This window comes from Micromonospora sonchi (assembly GCF_014646235.1).
Lineage (GTDB): Bacteria > Actinomycetota > Actinomycetes > Mycobacteriales > Micromonosporaceae > Micromonospora > Micromonospora sonchi.
The window spans coordinates 1-1,706 of record NZ_BMNB01000076.1 but is presented as its reverse complement, the minus strand read 5'-3'; the positions used below and the strand labels follow the sequence as shown (position 1 = coordinate 1,706).

Sequence of the window (1,706 nt, the reverse complement as noted above, 5' to 3'; positions counted from 1 at the left end):
CCCGTTACCTTTTTCGTGGCCCTGAGGCAAGGGCTCGCTGGTCACCGAGGCCGGTATGACTTACTGCCCCTGTCGTGTGCATGATCCGGGGGGTGTTGTCGCCGGTCTCGGTGGGCACTGGTGGACCGCTGATAGGGACACGGCCGCCCGTGGGGTAGGTCTCTTCGTAACGTGGCTGTCGGCTTCCGGTGTCTGACCGTGGCCGGCGACGTGTTGATGGCGGAGGTGACCGGTGACTGACTACGACGTCTACTGCGGGCTCGATGTGGGCAAGAGCGATCATCACGCGGTCGCGCTCGACCAGACTGGCAAACGACTGCACGACGGGCCGTTGCCCAACGACGAGCGGCGGCTGCGGGCGCTGTTCGACAATCTCGCCCGGTACGGTCGGGTCCTGGCCGTGGTCGATCAGCCCGCCACCATCGGCGCGTTGCCCGTGACCGTGGCCCGCGCCTGCGGCGTGCAGGTGGGCTACCTGCCCGGTCTGGCGATGCGCCGGATCGCGGACCTGCATCCCGGCACGGCGAAGACCGACGCACGTGACGCGTACATCATTGCCGACGCCGCCCGGGCCCTGCCGCACACTCTGCGCCGCGTTGACGTCGGCGACGACGCCCTCGCCGAGTTGGAAGTCCTCATCGGCTACGACGACGATCTGGCCCAGGAATCAACCCGGTTGATCAACCGCATCCGTGGGTTGCTCACCCACATCCACCCCGCGTTGGAACGCGCGATCGGTCCGAAGCTGGACAACAAGGCGGCTCTGGAGCTGTTGTCGCGACACGGCGGCCCGACCGGGCTGCGTAAGGCCGGACGCCGCAGACTCACCGCCACGGCGGTGAAACACGCGCCCCGCGCCGGCGCCCGCCTGGTCGAGGCCATCATGGCAGCGTTGGACGAGCAGACCGTCACCGTGCCCGGCACCATCGCCGCCGAGACCGTCCTGCCACGCCTCGCCGACACCCTGGCCGATGTGCTGCGCCAACGCGACATCCTCGCCGCGCAAGTGGAGGAGATCCTCGATGCGCACCCTCTTGCCGCGGTCCTGACCTCGATGCCCGGCATCGGTGTCAGGACCGCAGCCCGGATCCTGCTCGAAGTCGGCGACGGCTCGTTCTTCGCCACCCCCGGCCACCTCGCCGCCTATGCCGGCATCGCCCCGGTCACCCGCCGCTCCGGCAGCTCCATCCGCGGCGAACACCCTGCCCGCGGCGGCAACAAGCAGCTCAAACGGGCGTTCTTCCTTTCCGCGTTCGCCGCACTCAAGGACCCCGCTTCACGGGCGTACTACGACCGCAAACGCGCCGAGGGCAAGAAGCACAATGCCGCTCTGATCTGCCTGGCCCGACGCCGATGCGACGTCATCTTCGCGATGCTGCGCGACGGCAGGCCCTACCAGCCGCGCCCTCTGCAAGCCTCCTGACCCACGTCACCCATAGATCAAAGCGAACAGCGCCTGCTGCACCCGCACCAGGTCAACACCCGACCTCACCTGCGGGTAGCCGTGCCGCGCCAGAACCACGCAGACATCCAAGGCCAGCCCGTAGCTGAAACGGCCGTCAGCACCTCGATCGGCCCGAGGAACCGGAAAAGCCGCAGCCGATCCGACACTCATCCCCTGTCCGACACCCAACCCGTCCTGCACATCACCAGTGGATCGCCCTGCTGCGGGCGTCTCCTTGACAAAGGTCATAGGGACACCCCCC

At 68.1% G+C, this 1,706-nt stretch carries 2 protein-coding genes; one reads left to right on the top strand and one right to left on the bottom strand.

Going from position 1 to position 1,706, the window contains the following annotated elements:
- Positions 1 to 232 precede the first annotated feature (232 nt).
- Positions 233 to 1,423 (top strand): IS110 family RNA-guided transposase, encoded by a 1,191-nt coding sequence (locus IEY61_RS30800; RefSeq protein ID WP_189050846.1) that lies wholly within the window; start codon positions 233 to 235, stop codon positions 1,421 to 1,423.
- A 6-nt stretch (positions 1,424 to 1,429) separates the two neighbouring features.
- Here the strand turns inward: IEY61_RS30800 and IEY61_RS30795 are convergent.
- Positions 1,430 to 1,706, bottom strand: a 277-nt coding sequence (locus tag IEY61_RS30795; RefSeq protein ID WP_229706652.1) for a hypothetical protein, incomplete at its 5' end; no start/stop codon positions are given.